The organism is Lysobacter tyrosinilyticus (genome assembly GCF_054779815.1).
In genome coordinates this window covers 1-17,963 of sequence record NZ_BAAGXN010000013.1, presented here as the reverse complement: position 1 = coordinate 17,963, position 17,963 = coordinate 1, and the positions used below count along the sequence as shown (strand labels likewise).

At 65.6% G+C, this 17,963-nt stretch carries 13 protein-coding genes and 1 pseudogene; 6 read left to right on the top strand and 8 right to left on the bottom strand.

The window, feature by feature from the left end; all coding sequences use genetic code 11:
• Window positions 1-10 precede the first annotated feature (10 nt).
• Window positions 11-1,642, bottom strand: coding sequence for a cytochrome c oxidase subunit I (ctaD, locus tag ACYVGK_RS14765; RefSeq protein ID WP_460735037.1), 1,632 nt, complete (start codon window positions 1,640-1,642; stop codon window positions 11-13).
• A 26-nt stretch (window positions 1,643-1,668) separates the two neighbouring features.
• Window positions 1,669-2,640, bottom strand: a complete 972-nt coding sequence (coxB, locus tag ACYVGK_RS14760; RefSeq protein ID WP_460735618.1) for a cytochrome c oxidase subunit II — start codon at window positions 2,638-2,640, stop codon at window positions 1,669-1,671.
• Window positions 2,641-3,054: 414 nt separating this feature from the next.
• On the opposite strand from coxB, the gene putA reads away from it, so the two are divergent.
• Entirely contained in the window at window positions 3,055-6,279 is a 3,225-nt protein-coding gene (putA, locus tag ACYVGK_RS14755; protein ID WP_460735035.1) for a bifunctional proline dehydrogenase/L-glutamate gamma-semialdehyde dehydrogenase PutA, read from the top strand.
• Between the two features lie 166 nt (window positions 6,280-6,445).
• On the opposite strand, the gene ACYVGK_RS14750 is transcribed toward putA, so the two are convergent.
• The gene (locus ACYVGK_RS14750) at window positions 6,446-7,819 is read right to left on the bottom strand and encodes an OmpP1/FadL family transporter (protein ID WP_460735033.1); all 1,374 of its coding nucleotides are present in this window, start codon (window positions 7,817-7,819) and stop codon (window positions 6,446-6,448) included.
• A gap of 215 nt (window positions 7,820-8,034) precedes the next feature.
• On the opposite strand from ACYVGK_RS14750, the gene ACYVGK_RS14745 reads away from it, so the two are divergent.
• Window positions 8,035-8,727, top strand: a complete 693-nt coding sequence (locus ACYVGK_RS14745; RefSeq protein WP_460735616.1) for a rhomboid family intramembrane serine protease — start codon at window positions 8,035-8,037, stop codon at window positions 8,725-8,727.
• 67 nt (window positions 8,728-8,794) lie between these two features.
• A complete protein-coding gene (locus tag ACYVGK_RS14740) occupies window positions 8,795-9,115 on the top strand; it encodes a DUF1820 family protein (RefSeq protein WP_460735031.1) in 321 nt (106 codons plus the stop codon).
• A gap of 82 nt (window positions 9,116-9,197) precedes the next feature.
• On the opposite strand, the gene ACYVGK_RS14735 is transcribed toward ACYVGK_RS14740, so the two are convergent.
• The 4 genes and pseudogenes from ACYVGK_RS14735 to gpmI all read right to left on the bottom strand — a co-directional run bounded on the left by ACYVGK_RS14735 (window position 9,198) and on the right by gpmI (window position 13,903).
• Window positions 9,198-9,584, bottom strand: a complete 387-nt coding sequence (locus tag ACYVGK_RS14735; RefSeq protein WP_460735029.1) for a VOC family protein — start codon at window positions 9,582-9,584, stop codon at window positions 9,198-9,200.
• Between the two features lie 41 nt (window positions 9,585-9,625).
• Window positions 9,626-10,924, bottom strand: a pseudogene (locus ACYVGK_RS14730) (S41 family peptidase); the annotation flags it as partial.
• A gap of 175 nt (window positions 10,925-11,099) precedes the next feature.
• The gene (locus tag ACYVGK_RS14725) at window positions 11,100-12,311 is read right to left on the bottom strand and encodes a murein hydrolase activator EnvC family protein (protein ID WP_460735027.1); all 1,212 of its coding nucleotides are present in this window, start codon (window positions 12,309-12,311) and stop codon (window positions 11,100-11,102) included.
• Entirely contained in the window at window positions 12,308-13,903 is a 1,596-nt protein-coding gene (gpmI, locus tag ACYVGK_RS14720) for a 2,3-bisphosphoglycerate-independent phosphoglycerate mutase (protein WP_460735025.1), read from the bottom strand. The genes ACYVGK_RS14725 and gpmI overlap by 4 nt, the downstream gene beginning before the upstream one ends.
• A 154-nt stretch (window positions 13,904-14,057) precedes the next feature.
• On the opposite strand from gpmI, the gene ACYVGK_RS14715 reads away from it, so the two are divergent.
• The 3 genes from ACYVGK_RS14715 (at window position 14,058) to ACYVGK_RS14705 (ending at window position 17,069) form a co-directional block, all read left to right on the top strand.
• Entirely contained in the window at window positions 14,058-14,729 is a 672-nt protein-coding gene (locus ACYVGK_RS14715; protein WP_460735023.1) for a DUF4097 family beta strand repeat-containing protein, read from the top strand.
• Between the two features lie 132 nt (window positions 14,730-14,861).
• The gene (locus ACYVGK_RS14710) at window positions 14,862-16,580 is read left to right on the top strand and encodes a M28 family metallopeptidase (protein WP_460735021.1); all 1,719 of its coding nucleotides are present in this window, start codon (window positions 14,862-14,864) and stop codon (window positions 16,578-16,580) included.
• Between the two features lie 87 nt (window positions 16,581-16,667).
• Window positions 16,668-17,069 (top strand): MAPEG family protein, encoded by a 402-nt coding sequence (locus tag ACYVGK_RS14705; RefSeq protein WP_460735019.1) that lies wholly within the window; start codon window positions 16,668-16,670, stop codon window positions 17,067-17,069.
• 244 nt (window positions 17,070-17,313) lie between these two features.
• On the opposite strand, the gene ACYVGK_RS14700 is transcribed toward ACYVGK_RS14705, so the two are convergent.
• Window positions 17,314-17,634, bottom strand: a complete 321-nt coding sequence (locus ACYVGK_RS14700) for a PilZ domain-containing protein (protein WP_460735018.1) — start codon at window positions 17,632-17,634, stop codon at window positions 17,314-17,316.
• Window positions 17,635-17,963: the final 329 nt, after the last annotated feature.

Sequence of the window (17,963 nt, the reverse complement as noted above, 5' to 3'; positions counted from 1 at the left end):
GGCGTCGTTCTTAGTGCGTGATGTCGCCGTGGGCCAGGTCGCCGTCGCGGATCACCGGCGGCACGCTGAAGGTGTGGTGCGGCGCCGGGCTCGGCACGGTCCACTCCAGGCCCTTCGCGCCTTCCCAGGCACGGGCATTCGCCTTGGCGCCGTTACGCTTCGAGTGCCACAGGACGTAGAACATGAAGAACGGCGTCAGGAACATGCCGAACGCGCCGATCGAGCTGACCATGTTCCAGTCCGCGAACACGACGTTGTAGTCCGGGATACGGCGCGGCATGCCGGCCAGGCCCAGGAAGTGCTGCGGGAAGAACAGCAGGTTGACGAATACCATCGTCCACCAGAAATGGATCTTGCCCAGGGTCTCGTTGACCATGCGGCCGGTCCACTTCGGCCACCAGTAGTACACGCCGGCGATGATGCCGAACAGCGCGCCGGTGACGAGCACGTAATGGAAGTGCGCGACGACGAAGTAGGTGTCGTGGTACTGGAAGTCCGCCGGCACGATCGCGAGCATCAGGCCGGAGAAACCGCCGATGGTGAACAGGATCACGAAGGCGATCGCCCACAGCATCGGCGACTCGAACGAGATCGAGCCGCGCCACATCGTGGTAACCCAGTTAAACACCTTCACGCCGGTCGGCACCGCGATCAGCATCGTCGCGAACATGAAGTAGATCTCGCCACCGAGCGGCATACCGACGGTGAACATGTGGTGCGCCCACACGATGAACGAGAGGAACGCGATCGATGCGGTCGCGTAGACCATCGCCTGGTAGCCGAACAGCGGCTTGCGGCTGAAGGTCGGGATGATCTCGGAAGCCACGCCGAAGGCGGGCAGGATCATGATGTAGACCTCGGGGTGACCGAAGAACCAGAAGATGTGCTGGAACATCACCGGGTCACCGCCGCCGGCGGCGTTGAAGAACGAGGTGCCCGCGTACTTGTCGGTCAGCAGCATCGTCACCGCGCCGGCGAGCACCGGCATCACTGCGATCAGCAGGAACGCCGTGATCAGCCAGGTCCAGCAGAAGATCGGCATCTTCAGCAGGTCCACGCCCGGGGCGCGCATGTTGAGGATGGTGGCGATGATGTTGATCGCGCCCATGATCGAGCTGATACCCATCATGTGGATCGCGAAGATCGCGAAAGCCACGTTGTTGCCGCCCTGCAGTGACAGCGGCGGGTACAGCGTCCAGCCGCCGGCCGGCGCGCCGCCGTCCATGAACAGGGTCATGAGCAGCAGGGTGAAGGCGAACGGCATGATCCAGAAGGACCAGTTGTTCATGCGCGGCAGCGCCATGTCCGGCGCGCCGATCTGCAGCGGCACCATCCAGTTGGCCAGGCCGACGAAGGCCGGCATCACGCCACCGAAGATCATGACCAGCGCGTGCACGGTGGTCATCTGGTTGAAGAACTCGGGCTTGACGTACTGCAGGCCCGGCTGCATCAGCTCGGCGCGGATCACCACCGACATTGCCGCGCCGATGATGAACATCACGAAGGAGAACACCAGGTACAGGGTGCCGATGTCCTTGTGATTGGTCGAGAAGAACCAGCGCTCGATGAAGCCCTGCTTGTGATCGTGGGCGTGGTCATCGTGGTGCACTTCGGGGTGCGCGGCTTCGTAATGCGTCGACATGGTCGTGCCTCGGTAAATCGTTCGAATCAGCCGGCGACCGCAGCAGCGGCCGGGGCTTCGATGGCAGCGGCAGCGGGTGCTGCGGCGGCAGGGGCCTCAGCCGGAGCAGCCGGCGCCGGCGCGGCCGGGGCGGCAGGAGCCGCCGGCGCGTTCTTCGCCTTCTGTTCCGCCAGCCACGCGGTGTATTCCGCCTTGGGCAGCACTCGCACGACGATCGGCATGAAGCCGTGGTCCTTGCCGCACAGCTCGGCGCACTGGCCGCGATACACGCCCGGCTCGGCCACTTCGGCCCAGGCCTCGTTGACGATCCCCGGGATGGCGTCCTGCTTCCAGCCCAGCGCCGGCACCCACCACGCATGAATCACGTCGTCGGCGGTGATGACGAAGCGGATCTTGGTCTGCGCCGGCAACACCAGGGCGTTGTCGACGTCGAGCAGGTAGTTCGGATGGTTGGCGGTACGCGCATCCGTATGGCTTTGGCGGATTTCGTCGCTCTTGCGATCCAGACGGCTGGTGAAGTTGACGCCTTCACCCAGGTACTCGTACTTCCACATCCACTGGTAACCGGTGACCTTCACGGTCATCTGCGATTCGCGGGTGTCGTACATGTTGATCAGCTTGCTGGTAGCCGGGAAGGCCATCAGGACCAGCAGCGCGATCGGAATCACCGTCCAGATGATTTCCAGCTTGGTGCTGTGAGTGAAGTCCTTGTCCGGCACCGCGCCCTTGGAATGGCGGAACTTGAACATGGCCACGAACATGGCGCCAAACACCAGGATGCCGATGCCGACGCAGATCCACAGCGACAGCATGTGCGCCTCATAGGCGTTGTGTGCCAGCGGAGTGGCGCCCTGGCCCATGTTGAGCTGCCAGCGGTGTGGTGCGTTGGTCCATGTATCGCTGGCGGCCTGGGCGAAGGCGAACAGCGGAGCGGCCATCGCGGCCACGCCCATTGCCCACTTACCCACGGTCCGAAGCTTGCTACGACCGGCTTTCATCAGTTCGAGCCCCGAAAAGATCAGTTGATTCATGTGTTTGGTCCGCGGGCTGCCTCGGTCGGTGCTGCTTCGCTGCGAAGCAGTGCCGGCTCCGGCGGGGAGCCGCGCGGAACGAGGTGGCTGGCAGGTCCGGCCGCAGACCATTGGGTTGTCGACCGGGACCTAACACGCCGGAGGCAGGCCCAGGGGGCATCGGCTTCACGGACGCTACGGAATAACTGCGAAATGGTAGCGGCCGGGCCGCGCGCGGGCAACCCGCAGGGACGCCCGGGAACACAGATTGCGATCGCAAAAATCGCCAGATCCGGCACAAAACGGGCGCGCCGTCATGACGATCTTTCACGCCGCCGGCCCAGCGCGCGCTGGGGTCGAAGCTCTAAACTATGGGGCTTCCCCACCGCAACCGCGGGCCCGATGAACCCATCCACCACCGCTACCGTCCCGGCGGGCACCATTACGCCCGTTGCCGACGTCCTGATCAGCCCCGAACTCCCCGCCCCGCCGTCCGGCCCGCGCGCCGCGATCACCGCCGGCTGGGTGCGTGACGAGGCCGCGCACGTCCGTCATCTGCTCGAGCAGGCCCGCCTGCCCGAGGTCGACCGTATCGCCGCCCAGGCCACCGCCGCCGACCTTGTGCGCCGTGTCCGCGCCCGCGCGAAGGACCAGGGCGCGATCGAGGCTTTCATGCGCCAGTACGACCTCGGCAGCGAGGAAGGCGTGCTGCTGATGTGCGTAGCCGAGGCGCTGCTGCGCATTCCGGACCAGGAGACCGCCGACAAGCTGATCCGCGACAAGCTCGGCGATGCGGACTGGAAGAAGCACATGGGCCAGTCCGACTCGGTCCTGGTCAATGCCTCGACCTGGGGCCTGATGCTCACCGGCCACCTGGTCAACCTGGCCGACGAAACCAAGCGCGACGTGCACGGCGCCTTCAGCCGCCTGCTCGGCCGCGTCGGCGAACCGGTGATCCGTCTCGCCGTGCGCCAGGCGATGAAGATCATGGGCCACCAGTTCGTCATGGGGCGGACCATCGGCGAGGCGCTGGCGCGCTCGCAAAAAGGCGAGAACGCGAACTACCGTTATTCGTTCGACATGCTCGGCGAAGGCGCGCTGACCACCAAGGACGCACTGCGCTACCAGCAGGCCTACCGCGACGCGATCCATGCGATCGGCAAGAGCGGCGACTACAAGGGCCGCGAGGTGTTCGGCGTACCCTCGATCTCGGTGAAACTCTCGGCGCTGCATCCGCGCTACGAGCATGCCAAGCGCGAACGCGTGTTCGCCGAACTGGTGCCGCGTGTGCTGGAACTCGCGCAACTGGCGAAGTCCTACGCCATCGGCTTCACCATCGACGCAGAGGAATCCGATCGTCTGGAGCTCTCGCTCGACGTGATTGCCGCTGCGTATGCCGACACGTCGCTGGATGGCTGGGAAGGCTACGGCCTCGCTATCCAGGCCTACCAGAAGCGCGCGCCGGAAGTGATCGACTTCATCGCCGACCTCGCCCGCAAGCACTGCCGCCGCATCCCGGTGCGCCTGGTGAAGGGCGCGTACTGGGACAGCGAAGTGAAGCGCGCGCAGGTCGACGGCCAGCTCGGCTATCCGGTGTTCACGCGCAAGCCGAATACCGACGTGTCGTACCTCGCCAACGCGCGCAAGATGCTGGAAGCGGGCGATGCGATCTATCCGATGTTCGCCACCCACAACGCGCAGACGATCGCGACGATCCACCAGCGTGCGAAGGCGATGGGTCGCGCGCAGCACTTCGAATTCCAGAAGCTGCACGGCATGGGCGATGACCTCTACGCGGAAGTCATTCCCGCCGATCGCCTGAGCGTGCCGTGCCGCGTGTACGCGCCGGTCGGTTCGCATGAAGACCTGTTGCCGTATCTGGTGCGTCGCCTGCTCGAGAACGGCGCCAACTCCAGCTTCGTCAACCGCATCACCGACGAGGACATCGCCATCGATGACCTCATCCAGGATCCGGTCGAAACCGTTTCCGCATTCGAATCCATCGCGCATCCGCGCATTCCGCAGCCGGTCGACCTGTACCGCAGCTTCGGCATTGAGAGGAACAATTCCATGGGCGTGAACCTCGCCAACGACGATCAACTGCGCACGCTGGCCGAGCAGGTCAACGCGGCCACGAAGTCCGACTGGCGCGCAGCGCCACTGGTGCCGGGTGCGAACCTCGCCGGCGCGACCATTGCCGTGACCAATCCCGCCGATCGTCGCGAGACCGTGGGTCAGTGGCAAGCCGCAGACAGCGCCACCGTCGAGCTCGCGCTGAAGAACGCCGTCAACGCATTCGATACGTGGAACGCGACGCCGGCCGCTTCGCGCGCCGCGATCCTCGAGCACGCCGCCAACCTGCTCGAGCAGCGCATGCCACAGTACATCGCGCTATGCACCAAGGAAGCGGGCAAGACCATTCCGGACGGCGTCGCGGAAGTGCGCGAAGCCGTCGACTTCCTGCGCTATTACGGCGCGCAGGCGCGTGCGCTGTTCAAGCCCGAGGCCCTGCCCGGTCCGACCGGCGAATCCAACACCCTGCAGATGTCCGGCCGCGGCGTGTTCGTCTGCATCTCGCCGTGGAACTTCCCGCTGGCGATCTTCCTCGGTCAGATCTCCGCCGCGCTCGCCGCCGGCAATACGGTCCTCGCCAAGCCGGCCGAACAGACCAACCTGATCGGCTACTACGCGATCAAGCTGTTGCATGAAGCCGGCGTGCCGGAAGCCGCGGTGCAGTTCCTGCCGGGCGACGGCGCCACCGTCGGTGCCGCGCTCACGCGCGATCCGCGCGTCGCCGGCGTGGCCTTCACCGGTTCGACCGACACCGCGCGCGCGATCAACCGCGCGCTGGCCGCACGCGACGCCGCGATCGGCGTGCTGATCGCCGAAACCGGCGGTCAGAACGCGCTGATCGCCGACTCGTCCTCGCTGCCGGAACAGGTGGTGAAGGATGCGATCTCCTCCGCGTTCACCTCTGCCGGCCAGCGTTGCTCGGCCGCGCGCGTGCTGTTCGTGCAGGACGACATCGCCGACAAGGTCACGCACATGCTCGCCGGCGCGATGGCCGAGCTGAAGGTCGGCAACCCCGGCCTGCTCTCGACCGACATCGGCCCGGTGATCGACGAAGACGCGCTGAAGATGCTCAAGGACCATGCCGCGCGCATGGACAGCGAAGCCACCAAGATCGGCGAAGTGGTGCTCGACGGCGACGCCGCGAATGGCAGCTTCTTTGCCCCGCGCGCGTACGCGATCCCGTCGATCGACGTGCTGCACAAGGAAATCTTCGGACCGGTGCTGCACGTGGTGCGCTGGAAGGCCGACCAGCTCGACAACGTGATCGATGCGATCAACGGCACCGGTTACGGCCTGACGCTGGGCATCCATTCGCGCATCGACGAAACCATCGAGAAGATCTCCTCGCGCATCAAGGTCGGCAACTGCTACGTCAACCGCAACCAGATCGGCGCGGTGGTCGGCGTGCAGCCGTTCGGCGGCCAGAACCTGTCCGGCACCGGCCCCAAGGCCGGCGGCCCGCACTACCTGCCGCGCTTCACCACCGAGAAGACCATCACCATCAACACCACGGCGGCGGGCGGCAACGCGTCGCTGCTGACGCTGGGCGATTAATGCAGCGGCGGCGGGTCACAGCACGCCGCCACGTTTGTAGAGCGGAGCTTGCTCCGCTGCTTTCATCCCGAAGATGGCAAGAGCAGCGGAGCAAGCTCCGCTCTACAAGGAAAAAGAAAAAGCCCCGCAAACGCGGGGCTTTTTTTGTTGCAGTGAAACGCGTGGATCAGAACTTGAACTGACCGGCGATGCCGAACAGGTTCGCCGAGCCTTCCGCGTCGCCGACCAGGCGCGAGCCGCTGGACGAAACCACGTCGATCTTCGGGTTGTCCACCGAGATGCGCTGGTAAGCCGCGTCGACGCTGAGCGCGTCGGTGACCTGCCAGGTCAGGCCGATCGAGTACAGCGTGCGATCGTTGTCGGGCAGGCGCGGGGTGCGGGTTGCGTCATGGGTCGGGGTTTCATCCTGGGCGTAACCGGCACGCAGGGTGAACTTGTCGCTCAGATCCCACTCGCCGCCCACCGACCAGAACTGGGTGTCATCCCAGTTGAAGGGTTCGGCGCCCAGCGAGGTGCCGTTGCTGCGACGCACGTCGACCGTGCGCAGCGACGACCAGTCGGTCGCCTGCCAGTCGGCCAGCACGCGGATGGCGTCATTGACGTCGTAGCGGACGCTGAGCGTGTCGATGCTCGGCAGGGTCAGGTTGGCACCGCCAGGACCATCGGCGAAGTTCGCAGCGCGCGGACCGAGGGCCGCCTGCACCGAAGCCGGCAGCGTGAAATCGATATCACCCGAGATCTCGTGGTCGACTTCCGAACGGTGCGAATAGCCGATGGTCAGCGCATCGATCGGGCGCAGCTGCACGCCGGCGATCCAGCCCAGGCCGTTGTCGCTGCCGTCAACGCTGAACAGGCCGTCGGCACTCTGCGGATGGAACGGGAAGGCCGCGTTGAAGCAGTTCGCCGGGTTGCCCGAGCCGGTGCACAGGGCGGTACCGAAGTCGATCGCCTTGGTCAGCGTGGCTTCGGCGCGCTCATGGATGAAGCCGACGCCGACGGAGAAACGATCGGTGACCTTGACCGATGCGGACAGGGTCAGGTCGACAACCTTCACGTCCGACTTCAGCGCGTGGTAGCGGCCGACCCAGCCGTCTTCGTACTCGGTCTTCAGGCCGAACGGAGCGCCGATGCTGGCACCGAGCGTGAGGCCTTCGAGGGCACCGTGCATCGGGAACACCGCCGAGATGTTCGGCACCGGGGTCAGGTCGCCGGCATCGCCGCCGTCGCCGCCGGTCAGGGCCGGAGCGTTGGGGCCGAACGCCGCTGCGGCCTTGCCGCTGGCATTGACCTTGAAGCTCAGGTCGATCGCGGTGACGTCGCCGCGCACGGTGGTCTTGTCGAAGCTCGACATGGCGGCCGGGTTGCCGGTCACCACGGTGGCGTCGTCGTTGAACACGGCGCTGCCGGCGTTCGCGCGACCGAGATTCTTGACGCTGGCTTCACGCAGCTGGAAGCCGGACGCGTTGGCCTGGCCCATCGCCAGCACGCCGGCGATACCCAGCGCCAGAGCGCTGAAAGTGGTGCGATTTGCGTGGATCATGTGTGTACTCTCTCCAATGGACTACGTGTTTTTTTGAGTCTTCTTCTTGGTCGTCTGCGCGGCGCCGGCGAGGCCGTTGCCGTCGGCGCCGAGACCCCTCCCGACGTACGACACCGTATGCACTATAGCGTGGGTATTAACCGGATGCTAACAACGCCAGGAGGCCTTGCGGAGGTGTCGGAAGTCGCCGCTGCACGGGGTCGACGGGCGTGAGTGTGTTCGTTTCCATCCCCTCCCGGCAGCGGTCCCCACGGCGATGGGCGGTACCGCTGCTGTTCGTCCTGCTGTGGCTCTGCTTTCTCGCCGTCGCGGTCCTGCCCGACCCGCAAAAGCAGCACCTGGTACTCGAATGGGGCGCACTCTCGGGCGGGTTGGCCGCTCCTGCGGAATGGATAACGGCGTTGCGCGATGGACGGCTGCTGCGGTTGTTCACCGCGCTGTTCCTGCACGCCGATTGGGCGCACCTGCTGGGCAACCTGGTGTTCCTGCTGATCTTTGGCCTGTCCGCGGAGCGCGCGATGGGTCCGTGGCGGCTGTTGGCGCTGTTCTTGTTCGGAGGCGCCGTGGCGAACCTGGCCGCGGCGATTGCGATCGGCACGCCCGACCGCCTGATCATCGGCGCCAGTGGCGCGGTATCCGCCTTGATCGGCGCGTATCTCGCCCTGTTTCCCGGCGCGAAGCTCGGGATGGTGGTGCCGTTAGGCCTGTTCCTGCAGTTCGTGAAGGTGCCGGCGGCGCTGCTGATCGGGGTCTGGGCGCTGCTGCAGCTGGTCTTCACCTTCATCGGCCCGGCGTTCGGTGCGGTGGCGTGGTCGGCGCACCTGGCCGGCTTCGCTTTCGGCGGGGTGTTCGCCTTGGTCGCCAAAGCCGGGATCGCGCGCCGGATGCGGCGCAAGCGCGGTTACTGAGCAACGCCTTGCACGGCCTGGCACTCGCCCCTATCTAACAACCAGCCAGTTCTACTCCCGCACGCCAATGGCCAAGCCGCTCTACAAGATCACGTTTCTCAACGCCGGCAAGATTTACGAGTTGTACGCGCGCAAGGTTGGCGCGGGCACGCTGTGGGGCTTCACTGAAGTTGCCGAGCTGGTATTCGAGATGCACGACGGCCTGGTGATCGACCCCACCGAGGAACGACTGCGTGACGAATTCGGCAACACGCGGGTGCTGCACCTGCCGATGCAAAGCATCGTGCGCATCGAGGAAGTCGAAAAGAAGGGCCAATCGGCGATCCGCGATGCGGCGACCGGCGAGAAAGTGGTGACCCCGTTCCCGATGCCGGCGAAACCGCGCTGAGGCAATCGTCATCGGGCGCGCGATGCGTGTCCGCATGCGACGTGCCAGCCGATCCGAAGCGAAGCGGCTTCGAACTCGACAACTAGATTCCGGCGGGCCGGGTCTCGCTCATCAGCGCCAGCTGGTTGCCATCCGGATCGACGAACTCCGCCAGCCACAACTCCATCGCAGGCGTGCGATGAATGACATGCGGCGCCGCCTTGAAGTCGACGCCTCTTTCCTTGAGCGAAGCATGGACCGCGACGATGTCGGCGACCTGGAAGTAGATCGCCGACCCGCGTTGCGCGAGCTGACCTTGCGGCAGCACCCCCACGAGCAGTCGAACGCCGCCGCAATCGAAGAACGCCATCTGCGGTGGCGCCGCGAACAGAAACGGAAGGCCAAGGACATCCCGATAAAACGCCAGCCCCGCTTCGAAATCCGCTACAGGGATCAGCAGTTGGGCGACCTTGGCGTTCGACAGGTCCATGGCAGTAATCGCACTTCGAGGCGTCAGCCCTTGGGCACCGGCGCCTTCTGCGCCACGGTCGGCTTCTTCAGTTCGTTCAACGCCGCGGTGATTGGCGCATCGCCCTCGAGCACCTCGCCGGCGTTCGTGCCCGGCGCATCGTCTTCATCGCCGCGCAGATGCCCACGCAGGCTCGCCTCGGTGTAATCAGCCTTGCCACCGTTCTGCGCGTCCTTGCCCGGGTGCAGCACCACGTCGGGGGTGATGCCCAGGGCCTGGATCGATTTGCCGCTCGGCGTGAAGTAGCGCGCGGTGGTGAGCTTGACCGAATCGCCGTTGTCCAGCGGCAATACCGTCTGCACCGAGCCCTTGCCGAAGGTGCGACTGCCGACGATGCGCGCGCGCTGGTTGTCGTGCAGCGCACCGGCCAGCACCTCCGACGCACTCGCCGAGCCCGCGTCGACCAGCAGCACGACCGACGCGCCGCCGCTGCGATCGCCTGGCGTGGCGCTGAACTCGGCGTCGCTGATCGGCACGCGGCCGCGCGTGCTGACGATCTTGCCCTTCTCCAGCAGGCTGTCGGCGATCTGCACGGCCGAGGTCAGCAGGCCACCCGGATTGCTGCGCAGGTCGATGACCAGGCCGCGCAGCTTGCCGCCGGCCTGTTCGCGCAGTTTGTCGAGCTGGCGATCGAAGTCGGCGGCGGTATCGGCCTGGAACGAGGCGATGCGCAGGTAGCCATAGCCCGGTTCGAGCATGTGACTGCGCACGCTGATGATGCGGATGGTTTCGCGCGTGAGTGTCACGTCGAAAGGCTTGGGCTTGTCCTGGCGCACGATGGTCAACGTGACCTTGCTGCCGGGCTCGCCACGCAACGGGCCGGAGGTGTCGCCCTCGTCGGGCTTGAAGCTCTTGCCGTCGATCGCGGTGATGATGTCGCCGGCCTTGATGCCGGCACGCGCGGCCGGGGTGTCGTCGATCGGCGCGATCACGCGTAGGCTGCCATCGGGCTGGCGCTGGAGTTCGACGCCGACGCCGCCGTAGGAACCACGCGAGGACTCATCGAACTCCTCTGCGGTTTCGTGCTCCATGTAGACGCTGTGCGGATCCAGATCGAACAGCAGGCCGCGGATCGCAGACTGCATCAGCTTCTTGTCGTCGACTGGCTCGACGTAGGCTTCCTTCACCGCGTTATACACGGCGACGTACCGGCGGATTTCCGCGAGCGGCACCTTCGAGGCGCTGGTGTCCTCGGCGTCGGGCGCCTCGATCGACGCGGGCTCGCTCGCCGGCTTGTCCTGTGCGTGAACGGGCAGCACGCACAACGCGGCTGCGAGCGGAAGCAATCGACGCAGGGACATGAAACGCTCCAGTGATCGGGTGTGGCTTGGACCGCGCGTAGCGGGCCGGGGTTCACCCGATTATGGCGGCAAGCACGCAAAACCGGCGGAAGCTTTCGTTAACCAGGGGTCCGATTCATCTGCGCGCAAGGCGCAATGCGGGGCATTCGCCTCATCAGGCTTCGGGATCGCGGTGTCAGTGCAGCCAGGCCCTGGGATTGACCGGCTGGCCGTTGCGGCGCAGCTCGAAGTACAGCGCCGGGCGCCCGTGGCCGCCGGAGCTGCCGACGGTCGCGACGGCATCGCCGCGCCTGACGGCCGCGCCCACGTCCTTCAACAGCGCATCGTTGTGCGCGTAGAGGCTCATGTAACCGTTGCCGTGATCGATGATCAGCAGTAGACCGTAGCCGGTCATCCATTCGGCGTAGACCACGGTGCCATCGGCGACGGCTTTCACGGGTGCGCCGGCGTTCGCGGCGATCAGCAATCCCTGGCTGCCGCGGCCGTCGGGCATGGTGCCGCCGTAGCCCGCCAGCAATGAACCCGACAGCGGCCAGCCCAGTCCGCCGACCTGCAATGCCGGCGTGCTCGCCACGACCGGCGCGCGCACCGTGCTGCGCGTAGCGCCGGTGGCGCGCTTGGATTCGCGCGCGGCCTTCGCGGCCGCGGCGCGACGCTCGGCTTCGGCGCGAGCTGCAGCGGCGCGCAACTGCTGCAACAGTTGTTCCAGACCCTCGGCATCGCGACCCAGCGCCTGTTCGCGCTCGCGGCGATCCTGGTATTTCTCATCCAGCTGGACGAGCAGGCTCGCGCGCGTTTTGCGGTCCTGTTCGAGCTGGCCAAGCTGTTCGCGTTGCTGCTGGCGCGTGCGATCGAGGTCGGCACGGCGCGCCAGGATCGCGCCTTCCAGGTCGTCGAGTTCATGCAGCTGCGCATCGAGATCGGCGATGCGACGCGCGCGATCGGCTTGCACGTAGCGCTGGTAGGTGAGCACGCGTTGCGTGTCGGCGACGCGATCCTGCGCCAGCAATGCCTTCAACGGCGTGGCCTGGTCTTGCAGATAGGAGGCCCGCAGCAGTCGCGCCAGCTCAACACGGTGCGCCCCTTGCGTGGCCAACGTCGTCGTGCGTTGCTGCTGCAGTTGTGCGAGCGATCGCTGGTCGCGAACGAGCCGGCTTTCGGTGTCGCGCAGCACGCGGGTGGAATGGCCGACCTTCTCGTCGGCTGCGCGCAACTGCCGGGTTACGTCGCCGCGCTGGCCTTCGATCTCACGGCGTTCGGCGGCGACCTGCTTGAGCTCACGCTTGACGTTCTCGAGCTTGCGTTCGGTCTCGCCTTTGTTCTGCGCGGCCGCGGGCACGGCAAAAGCCGCAAGCAGTACCGCCAGGGCAAAGGCGCGTGCGCTCATCCGGCCAGCGTGCTCTCGACCTGCGCCACGCTGGCGAAGGTGTCTTCGATCAGCAGGCTGGCACCGGTCATTTCGGCCGGGCGCGGCAGATCGAGCAGGTCGAGGATGGTCGGCGCGACATCGCGCAGCGCACCGCCGTTGCGAAGCGTGGCCAGGCGCGGACCGGCGTAGACGAACGGCACCGGCCCCACCGTGTGCGAAGTGTGCGGCTGGCCAGTATCGGGGTCGCGCATCATCTCGACGTTGCCGTGGTCGGCAGTGACCAGCAACGCACCGCCGACTTCGCGCACCGCCTGCGCGATCGCGCCGATGGCGACGTCTACCGCTTCGGCAGCCTGGATCGCCGCGGCGAGGATGCCGCTATGGCCGACCATGTCCGGATTGGCGATGTTGCAGATGGCCACGTCGATCTCGCCGGAACGAATCGCGGCGACGAGTTTCTCGGTGACTTCCGGACAGCTCATTTCCGGCTGCAGGTCGTAGGTAGCGACCTTCGGGCTCGGCACCAGTACGTGCGTTTCACCGGGGTAGCGCTCCTCGCGGCCACCGTTGAAGAAGAAGGTGACGTGCGCGTACTTCTCGGTTTCGGCGATGCGCAGCTGCTTGAGGTGATGCGCGGCGAGCACTTCGCCCAGAGTGTTGTGCAGATCCTCCGGCGCGAACGCTACCGGCGCGGGCAACTTGGCGTCGTACTCGGTCAGACACACGAAACGCGACAGCGCGGGGCGACGCACGCTCTCACCAGCGTGATCAAAGCCATCGAATGCGGGCGATACGAACGCCGCGGTGAGCTGACGCGCGCGGTCAGCGCGAAAATTCATGAACACGATCGCGTCGCCATCGCGCATCGGCGCACCGCTGCCGATGACCGTGGGCACCACGAACTCGTCGTTCTCGCCGCGCGCATACGCTTCGCGCAATGCAGTCAGCGCGTCGGCGGCGTGGTGTGCTGCCTGGGCGTCGACGATCGCATCCCACGCGCGACGCTGGCGGTCCCAGCGCTTGTCGCGGTCCATCGCGTAGTAGCGCCCACTGACCGTCGCGATCTGCGCGTTGCCGGCCTTGGCACAGGCGGCTTCGAGCAGCTCGAGGCTGGGCTGCGCCGACTGCGGCGGCATGTCGCGGCCGTCGAGGAACGCGTGTACCGCGACTTGCGGCACGCCTTCGCGGCGCGCCAGTTCAAGCATCGCGAAGATATGGGTCTCGTGACTGTGCACGCCGCCGGGCGAGAGCAGTCCCATCAGGTGCAGCGTGGCGTTGTTCGCCTTCGCCGCGGCGCAGGCGGCGCGCAGTTCGGTGTTGGCGAAGAAGCTGCCGTCCTCGATCGCGGCATCGATCCGGGTCAGGTCCTGGTAGACGATGCGGCCCGCGCCGAGGTTCATGTGTCCGACTTCCGAATTGCCCATCTGTCCATCCGGCAGGCCGACATGGCGGCCTTCGGTATGGATCAGGGTATGCGGGTTGGCCGCGAGCAGGGCGTGCCAGTTGGGAAGGCGGGCCTGCGCCAGGGCATTGTCGGCGGGGTCTTCGCGATGTCCCCAGCCATCAAGGATCAGCAGGACGACGGGCTTAGGTCGGGAATTCGACGACACGGGTCTTTCCAGTACTTCGGGCAGGGGCAAATTGTAGCGGAGGCCGTATTTTGGATGACCTTGGCCCGCCGGTCCCGAGCACCGGCCTTCACACAGGCTTAAACCCGCCGGTCCGGGGCCGCATCCAACCCGACATGTCCACAAGGAGTTCGCCATGATCCGCACCCGCCTTGCCCTCGCCCTGGTGCTCGCCTGCGCCACCCTCTCCGTACACGCCTCGGATCACGACATCTCCAAGGTCAACGGCGCCATCGACATCGAGGAAGGCGGCCAGTACGGCTCGCTGGAAACCGTCAACGGCAGCATCGATATCGGCGCTAATGCCCGCGTGACCAACGCGGAAACCGTGAACGGCGGGATCGACGTCGGCACGGGCGCGAAGACCGGTTCGCTGGAGACCGTCAACGGCGGCATCCAGATCAACGAACGCGTGACCACCACGGGCAACGTCAGCACGGTCAATGGCGGCGTGTTTGTCGGCCGCGGCGGCAATGTCGGCGGCAATATCGAGACGGTGAATGGCGCGATCGGCATCGTTGATACCGATGTCAGCGGCGGCATCGAGACCGTCACCGGCGACGTGACCGTCGGCGTCGGCTCGCACGTGCGCGGCGGCCTGCACTACGAGAAGCCGAGCCGCCCCTTCATCAGTTTCGGCAAGCCACGCACGCCGCGCGTGGTCATCGGCCCCAACGCCCAGGTCGACGGCCCGCTCAATTTCGAACGCACAGTCGTGCTGTATGTGCATTCGACCGCGAAGACCGGGCCGATCACGGGCGCCACCGCGATCCGCTTCGACACGCCGACGCCACCGCCGGCGCAATAAGCCGCGACGGCGTCTGAACCGGACAGCATCGGTTTCACGCTTCGGGTTTTTCCCGCGCGAAGCCGACAATGTCGGCACGGCCCGGCACTAGCGGGCCGTGCCTAGAATGGGTCTCCACGGGTAGGAGACCCCATGAAATATTCCCTGCTTCCCTGCGCTCTGGGCGCCGCATTGCTGCTGGCAGCCTGCCAGCCGCAGACGCCGGCAGCTACCGTCGCCGCCCCTGGCGCACCGACGACTGCATTCGCTCCCGCCATCCGCGCGGAGGACTTCGCCGCGCATGTGCGCACGCTCGCATCGGACGAATTCGAGGGCCGTGGACCGGGCAGCGCCGGCGAGGACAGGTCGGTTGCCTATATCGAAGGCCAGTTCAAACGGCTGGGCCTGAAGCCGGGCAATGGCGATAGCTATTTCCAGACCGTGCCGATGACCGAGACGGTCGCCGATGAGAACGTCACCCTGAAGCTGGATGTCGCCGGCAAGCTACGCGAATTCCGCTTCGGCACCGACATGGTGGTGGGCACGCGCACCGGTCGACCGGAAGTGAAACTGGATGGTAGCGATCTGGTCTTCGTCGGTTATGGCGTCAACGCGCCCGAGCTGCAGTGGAACGACTACGCCGGCGTCGATGTGAAGGGCAAAACGGTGGTGATGTTCGTCAACGATCCCGGCTTCCACCAGCAGGACCCGTCGTTGTTCGAAGGCAACCGGATGACCTACTACGGGCGCTGGACTTACAAGTTCGAGGAAGCCGCGCGCCAAGGTGCCGCTGCGGCACTGATCATCCACGATACCGAAGGCGCCGCGTACGGCTGGGACGTGGTGAAGAATTCCTGGAGTGGCGCGCAGTTCGACCTGCGCGCCGCCGATGATCCGGCGCCACGCGTACAGGTGCAGGGCTGGATTACCGGCGAGGCGGCACGCTCGCTGTTTGCGGCGCTCGGACAGAATCTAGATGCGCTGTACGCCGCGGCAGGCCATCGCGGCTTCAAGGCCATGCCGCTCAATGCCAAGGCATCGATCGACCTGAAGAGTCGCATCAGCGAGAAATCGTCGCGCAATGTCATCGCGCGTCTCGACGGTGCTACGCATCCGGACGAGGCCGTTGTCTACATGGCGCACTGGGATCACCTCGGCAAGCACGGACACAAGGCGGATGAGCACAGCGGTGCGTCTGCCGCGGTTGGCGAGGACACGATCTACAACGGCGCGATCGACAACGCGACGGGCGTAGCCGGCATCCTCGAAATTGCCGAAGCATTTGCCCAGCAACAGCCGCGGCCGCAGCGCTCTCTGGTATTCCTCTCGGTCACGCTCGAGGAATCCAGCTTGCTTGGTTCACGCTATTACGTCGCGCATCCGGTGGTTCCGCTCGACAAGACGGTTGCCGTAATCAATCTCGATGCGATGCCGGTGATCGGTGCGGCGCACGACATGACGGTGGTTGGCTACGGCAGCTCGCAACTGGAAGACATCCTGAAATCGGTCGCACAGCAGCAGGGACGCACGCTGCACGCCGAAGCGACGCCCGAAGACGGCTTCTACTTCCGCTCCGATCATTTCAATTTCGCGCGCGCTGGTGTGCCGGCGCTGTATGCCAAGGGTGGTGATGATCTGATCGAAGGCGGCATCGCAGCCGGACGGCTGGCGCAGCTCGACTACCGCGACAACCGCTATCACAAGCCATCCGACGCATACGATCCGGCGTGGAAGCTCGACGGTGTAATCCAGGATGTCGAGGCCCTGTACGGCGTCGGTCGAACGCTGGCGGATGGCTCGCAATGGCCCAGATGGTATGAGGGCAATGCCTTCCGTGCAGCGCAACAGAAGCTGCATTCCGGCGCGCAGTAGCGTTCGGGATCGAGCATTGAAACGGCGCCGGAAGGCGCCGTTCGCGTTTGTCGGGTAGGCTGGTGCCACACTCCCCGGAGGATCGCCATGCTGAGTCTCGCCACCGCCTATTGGTGCGTGCTGATTGCCGCGCTGCTGCCGTATGTGTGGGTATCTGTTGCCAAGGCCAGTGGCGAACGCTACGACAATCGCGATCCGCGCGGCTGGGTGGCGCGCCAGACCAATCCGCGTGTGCATCGCGCGAATGCGGCGCAACTCAATGGGTATGAGGCATTCGCGCCGTTCGCGGCCAGCGTGATCCTGGCGCAGCTCGCTGGTGTCGCGGCCGATCGGATCGCATTGCTGGCGCTGGCCTTCGTAGTCATGCGCATCGTGCACGGCCTGGTGTATGTGGCCGGGCTCAGCCACACACTGCGCAGCCTGGTCTGGTTCGGCGCGTTTCTTTGCGTGCTAGCGCTGTTGGCATCGGCGGCCCTGCGGGTCGTCTAAGCCAGCGTTAGGCCGCTCATAGTTCTCACGGCAGCGCATCTCGGTCCCTGCTGCAGAGATTGCTCAGCGCCTCATGCACGACCTGACTGAGATCGGGGCCTTTGCGTCGGTCATTTGAGGCCTTCGAGCATGAATGACCGCATTCCTGGCGGGCTCGCATCACACTGGCCCGCGGCCTAGCAATTAATTCAAGCCGAGCCACTTCGCGGCTCGGCTTAATTCAGGCGATATCAGGCGCGTTCCATCACGGCGGCGCCTGCAGCCCGAGAGCGGCGAAAAGCCGCTCGATGCCATCGTCCTGGGCCGGGTCGAACGCTATCCCGAGATGATCAACGGTTACCCGAGTGACATGACCGCGTAAGGCAAACTCGTCTTCGTCGATCCGGAAATACACGCGCAACGCGGTGCCATCATCCGGAAGCCAGTGCTCAGGCAGGCTCATGCGTGCGCCGCCCAGCGAAAGGTTCATGACTCGAGCCGCGTGCTGATGGCCGTTGGGCGTCACCATGACCGCCTGCAAGGTGTCATGACGAGGATGCCGGCGCTGTTCGGCTTCGGTAGGCATCGCGAGGTCCCTTTTCTCGATTTCCCGTGTCGGTATCAACGGGCAGATCCCAGGGGAACGGCCAGGCCGCCCGGGCTAGATTGCTCAGTGGGCACGTCGCTGACTGATGCCTCTTCTGTGGAAGGCATGTTCGAACTAAATGCATGTCCGCCTGGCGGGAGCGCAAGCTTTTACATGCGATCACCGGCCGACTAACTTCGTCGCGCGCGCTTAGTCGCCGTGCGTAAGCCAAATGGTGTCACGCGGTGGGCGCGTTTTTTACGCAAAAAAGAACCCCCGACCTTTTGGGTCGGGGGTTCGGAGTAAATGCTCAGCAATGACCTACTCTT

What these genes read in the sequence shown, in the direction of transcription:
- ctaD (WP_460735037.1), bottom strand. Translation starts at nt 1,642, where the DNA reads ATGTCGACGCATTACGAAGCCGCGCACCCCGAAGTGCACCACGATGAC.
- coxB (WP_460735618.1), bottom strand. Translation starts at nt 2,640, where the DNA reads ATGAAAGCCGGTCGTAGCAAGCTTCGGACCGTGGGTAAGTGGGCAATG.
- putA (WP_460735035.1), top strand. Translation starts at nt 3,055, where the DNA reads ATGAACCCATCCACCACCGCTACCGTCCCGGCGGGCACCATTACGCCC.
- ACYVGK_RS14750 (WP_460735033.1), bottom strand. Translation starts at nt 7,819, where the DNA reads ATGATCCACGCAAATCGCACCACTTTCAGCGCTCTGGCGCTGGGTATC.
- ACYVGK_RS14740 (WP_460735031.1), top strand. Translation starts at nt 8,795, where the DNA reads ATGGCCAAGCCGCTCTACAAGATCACGTTTCTCAACGCCGGCAAGATT.
- ACYVGK_RS14735 (WP_460735029.1), bottom strand. Translation starts at nt 9,584, where the DNA reads ATGGACCTGTCGAACGCCAAGGTCGCCCAACTGCTGATCCCTGTAGCG.
- ACYVGK_RS14725 (WP_460735027.1), bottom strand. Translation starts at nt 12,311, where the DNA reads ATGAGCGCACGCGCCTTTGCCCTGGCGGTACTGCTTGCGGCTTTTGCC.
- ACYVGK_RS14715 (WP_460735023.1), top strand. Translation starts at nt 14,058, where the DNA reads ATGATCCGCACCCGCCTTGCCCTCGCCCTGGTGCTCGCCTGCGCCACC.
- ACYVGK_RS14710 (WP_460735021.1), top strand. Translation starts at nt 14,862, where the DNA reads ATGAAATATTCCCTGCTTCCCTGCGCTCTGGGCGCCGCATTGCTGCTG.
- ACYVGK_RS14705 (WP_460735019.1), top strand. Translation starts at nt 16,668, where the DNA reads ATGCTGAGTCTCGCCACCGCCTATTGGTGCGTGCTGATTGCCGCGCTG.
- ACYVGK_RS14700 (WP_460735018.1), bottom strand. Translation starts at nt 17,634, where the DNA reads ATGCCTACCGAAGCCGAACAGCGCCGGCATCCTCGTCATGACACCTTG.